The sequence below is a fragment of the uncultured Campylobacter sp. genome, assembly GCF_938045465.1.
GTDB lineage: Bacteria > Campylobacterota > Campylobacteria > Campylobacterales > Campylobacteraceae > Campylobacter_B.
The window spans coordinates 1-4,464 of sequence record NZ_CALIBF010000002.1 but is presented as its reverse complement, the minus strand read 5'-3'; the positions used below and the strand labels follow the sequence as shown (position 1 = coordinate 4,464).

Sequence of the window (4,464 nt, the reverse complement as noted above, 5' to 3'; positions counted from 1 at the left end):
CAACATTTGTCATAGTGCTAACAGTAGAAGAGAAATTTCCTTGAGATGTATAATATGCACCTAAATCTGTTACCATAGTCTGAATGTTAGAAGCTGCCTTAGAAACCTCAGCATCATCACGTGTAGCTGCAAGTCTTGGAATAGCAACAGCTGCCAAAATACCTAAAATAACGATAACGAAGATCAACTCGATCATAGTAAAACCTTTTTTCATGGTTTACTCCTTAAATAAAATTCATCCCGCATACCTATATGCGAAACTTGGCGGAATTATAGAGAAAAATTTAAAAATTGTCAATAGTTTTTAGCAAATTTTTTACAATTTATTTACAAAGCTCGATTTTGCGGGCATTGTAAAATCAAAATTTTAAATCCATTCGGCTTATATAATGTATTTTATCGGCGCTTCTACACATTGATATCATAAAATTATTCGCTTTCATTCTCATGCGCACCCGATAAACTATATGGCTATTCGAGATACAGGAGCTACAGCCCGTATCGCTTAGTCAAAATTTCATAGTTTTCTACGCGTCTATCGCGCAAAAACGGCCACCAGCGGCGCACGTTTTCGCATCTTTGCATATCGATGGTTACGACTTCGCATAGCTCGTCGGTGCTGTTTGCGCGAAACAGCTGTTCGCCCTGCGCGCCGAAAACAAAGCTATTACCCCAAAACCTAATCCCTTCTTCGCTGACAAGCTGGTCCACGCGCTGTTTATTCGGCAGCACCTCTAAAGTTTCGCCGTTAAATTTAATCTCTATAGAAATTTTTAAATTCTCTCGCGCCGCCTCATTTTTCGCGGGCAAAATTTCGCCGCCGATCGCCATTTTGCCGCCACCCGTTAGCGCCTCGTTATTAAAGGATAAAATTCCGCCCTCGCTTAAAATTTTACTCTCGCTGCTCACATCCGCGGAGCGCGAAATTTTATCGCGCATATTCAAATTTGCTTCACTCCCGGATAAAATTTCATCCGGTGAGATCTCGCTAAGCGCGGCGCTTTCAAAACCCACGCGATTTACGGCGACTACGGGTAGAGAGTTTGCCACTGCATGCCCGCGCTGTACCGCAACCCAAGCCTCCAGCTGACGCGCTTTTTCGTCCTCGCCGTCGCCGTCGAACCACCCGATCGCGGTCGGATATATGAGCAGCTCGGCACCGCGTAGCGCCATCGCGCGCGCCGCCTCGGGATACCACTGATCCCAGCACACGAGCACGCCGAGCCGCCCCACGCTCGTATCTATGGGCTCAAAGTCCAGATCGCCCGGCGTGAAATAAAATTTTTCGTAAAACTGCGGATCGTCGGGGATATGCATCTTGCGGTACTTGCCGGCGATCGTGCCGTCGCGCTCGAAGACCACGGCAGTGTTGTGATACAGCCCCGCGGCACGACGCTCGAAAAGCGAGCTTACCAGCACGACGCCAAATCTCTTCGCTACCTCGCTCCACAGCCGTAAATCGCGCTCGAAATCCTGCGCATAGTCGAAATTTTCGGTATTTTCGCGCTGGCAAAAATAATGCGTCTGATGAAGCTCTTGCAAAACGATTAATTGCGCGCCCTTCGCCGCTGCGCGCGCGATGAGTTCGATACTGCGCGCTATCGTGCGCGCCTTGGTGCCTTCAAATTTATGCGAAATCAGCCCAACTTTTAAAATTTTCATATTTTTCCTTCGATCTAAATTTAAAGCCTGAATTTATTCATGCACGAGCAGTGTAGCGAGCCGTTTTGGCGGATGAAAACACGCGCGTTCACTCCCACTACTTCGCGATCCGTGCACGCTGCTCGCAGACGCGACAGCGCCAGCTCGTCCGCCGCGCGGTTCGGATCGTGTGGATCTGCGGGGTCTGCATAGGTAGGCACGATGAGCGCGCCGTTTAAAAAGACGAAATTTGCGTAAGTAGCAGGCAGCCTGCGTCCCTGATAAAAGATCGCGCGCGGGATCGGCAGTTCGATCACGTCGTATCCGAGCGATGAAATTTCATCCTTCATCGCACCAAGCTCCGCATAGTGCAGATCGCTCGGATCGTCGCACGACGAAATAGCCACAGTGCGCGGGCTTAGAAAGCGTGCGAGGGTATCTACGTGGCTGTCGGTATCGTCGCCTTTGATGAAGCCGCGTCCCAGCCAGATTATGTTTTTCAGCCCGAAAATTTCACGCAGGCGCGCATCCAGCTCGGCCTTACTAAGGGAGTTGCGATTTTCGTTTAGCAAACACGCGCTCGTAGTTAGCATCGTGCCCGCGCCGTCAAAATCGACGCTACCGCCTTCTAAGATCAGATCTACGTCTCGCAGCGGGCGGGCGTTCGCGGCGTAAAGCTTGGAATTTAACGCGTCGTCCTTAGCACTTGCGAACTTGCCGCCCCAGGCGTTGAAACGAAAATTTAGCCCCGTGATTTTACCGCCCTCCTCTACGTCGATCGCGCCGTAATCGCGGATCCACGTATCGTCGGTATCGATTTGCGCGAAGCTCGCGTTTGCTAAGCCGCCGCAAATTTGCTCAAAATCCTCGCGGCTCGGCGCGATTGCAACGACCGGCTCAAACCTCGCTGCAGCGGCGATAAAGTCACGGTAAGCCGCCCGTATCTCGCCTAAATACGGCGCCCAGTCGGTGTCCGCGTGTGGCAAAGACACCAAAAGCGCCTCTTGCTCCTCCCATTCGGCGAATGCTCTCATTTTTGCTCCAAGATTAAAATTTCACGGATTATAGCGAAGGTCGGTTTAAAAAGATATTTGTGGATGGTGCGCCCGGAGGAATTCGAATCCCCGACCTTTTGAACCGCAATCAAATGCTCTATCCAGCTGAGCTACGAGCGCACGAAATAAAAGAAACGGGATTATAGCGTTTTTAGCTTAAATTTAGCCAAAAGGCGGTTTAAATTTCGACATGCGATAAATTTTAGCTTCGCATTTTTCGCATTTGCCCGATCGCGACGCCTAGTTTTTCTTTTAAATTCCAACGTGCAAGAATTTTAGCCTACTCAAATTTACCTTGTATCGCGCCGAAATTTAACTTGCTTAAGGATTGCATTTTGGAATTTAAAATTTATCCTACTTAAAATTCCGCGAGGCAAATTTAAAATGTCTTAAAAATTTACGACCTTGCAGCCCAAATCCCACGCAAAATAAATAAAATTTATTGCTTTTTAGGTATCATAAGCAAGTAATGAAATGAACGAAGGAGAGAAAATGAAGCAAGTATTTTTGGCGTTTGTGCTGTGGCTCGGTCTTTGCGGGGCTGCTTTTGCGATGCAAGATACGGAGCCAAGCGAGGCACAAGGACAAAATTCTGCGGGAATTAAAATTTTAAGCGACGAGTTTTATAAAATGTCCGCCGAAGAGTATGGCAAAGCGAAAGTTAGTTGCGACGCTTCGCATGATTACATAGGTTGTGATAAAATTTATTCTCCAAAAATTTCGCAATTTATAAAGGAGTGCGATTTTGGCAATGGAAAATACAGCACCTGTGAAAAATTATTAGAAAGCTTAAATACAAAATGCTTTGAAAAAAATGGCAGAGAAAATTTTGAAGCTTGTGATTTGGCGGGTGAAATTCTAATTAAAACAAGTAGAATTCCATTAGGTTTAGAACGGTTAGTAAGAGGCTGCGAAGTCGGTCAGATTATAAATTCTTGTTTTCTTTGCGCTCTAACATATCTACATTATTCTTTCGACATTGACGAAGTAATCAAATACACAACGATGACGAGAGATTTGGCGCATAACAAAGAACATTTCAATAAAATCATCAAAAAATTGCAAGATTGCAAAGCCGACAAAGAGTGCAATCCCGCGAAATTAGAATTTCAATAGGCAAACGGCGAGATAGCAAATACGGCGGGCTAAATTTCTAAATTTAAAAAGCAAAGGAAAGATCGCTATGGCGGATAAGCTGATCGACATCGGGCTAATTTTGTTTTTCGGCGGTTTTGGTTTTGTATGCTATATAAACGGCGTATTGGGCATCGGCAAAGACTATATGCAGCGCAATAAAATAGATTTCGTGCGCTGGATGTTTAGTCCGGGGCACATTTTGCGCTCCAACACGCCGTTTGATTCGAACGAGCCGCTAGAATTAAAATTTAAAGAGCCCAAAAGCAAGCACATAATCTACAATTTCTTTGAGTTTATCATCCACTATGCGATAATCGCGCCGTTTTTAGCGATCTATGCGAGGATTTTTCTATTTTGCGCGGGGCTAGCCATTAAAATTTTATCCTAAATTTAAAATTTGCGACGCGGATGCAGAACGGGCATTGCATAGACGCCGTTTTCGTTGCAGAATTTCAAATTTTACGCCGCATCTCTTACTAAGCATGCTACACTTATTATATTTTAAGAGATAAAATTTCAAAATTTTATCCCCAAATTCACGACTTGCGAATTTTATGCCGTGATTTCCGTTTCTATCAGGGCGGGAAGGGAGCTTGAATTGCGAGGTCGCTCCCCTTCCCGCCCCAAACCC

At 46.1% G+C, this 4,464-nt stretch carries 5 protein-coding genes and 1 tRNA gene; 2 read left to right on the top strand and 4 right to left on the bottom strand.

Features of this window, described 5'->3' with window-relative positions:
- The 4 genes from Q0413_RS00045 to Q0413_RS00030 all read right to left on the bottom strand — a co-directional run.
- A partial coding sequence (locus Q0413_RS00045; protein ID WP_298986023.1) for a type II secretion system protein occupies positions 1 to 214 on the bottom strand: 214 nt, incomplete at its 3' end.
- A 275-nt stretch (positions 215 to 489) separates the two neighbouring features.
- On the bottom strand, positions 490 to 1,662 hold the full coding sequence (locus Q0413_RS00040) for a carbon-nitrogen hydrolase (RefSeq protein ID WP_298986020.1): 1,173 nt from the start codon (positions 1,660 to 1,662) through the stop codon (positions 490 to 492).
- A gap of 20 nt (positions 1,663 to 1,682) precedes the next feature.
- The gene (locus Q0413_RS00035; RefSeq protein WP_298986017.1) at positions 1,683 to 2,675 is read right to left on the bottom strand and encodes an agmatine deiminase family protein; all 993 of its coding nucleotides are present in this window, start codon (positions 2,673 to 2,675) and stop codon (positions 1,683 to 1,685) included.
- Between the two features lie 64 nt (positions 2,676 to 2,739).
- Positions 2,740 to 2,816 (bottom strand) — tRNA-Arg (locus Q0413_RS00030).
- A 372-nt stretch (positions 2,817 to 3,188) separates the two neighbouring features.
- Here Q0413_RS00030 and Q0413_RS00025 point away from each other — a divergent pair.
- Positions 3,189 to 3,812 carry a hypothetical protein gene (locus Q0413_RS00025; protein WP_298986013.1) on the top strand — a complete coding sequence of 208 codons (624 nt, stop codon included), beginning with the start codon at positions 3,189 to 3,191 and terminating at the stop codon, positions 3,810 to 3,812.
- Positions 3,813 to 3,879: 67 nt separating this feature from the next.
- Positions 3,880 to 4,221 carry a hypothetical protein gene (locus Q0413_RS00020; RefSeq protein WP_298986011.1) on the top strand — a complete coding sequence of 114 codons (342 nt, stop codon included), beginning with the start codon at positions 3,880 to 3,882 and terminating at the stop codon, positions 4,219 to 4,221.
- Positions 4,222 to 4,464 lie beyond the last annotated feature (243 nt).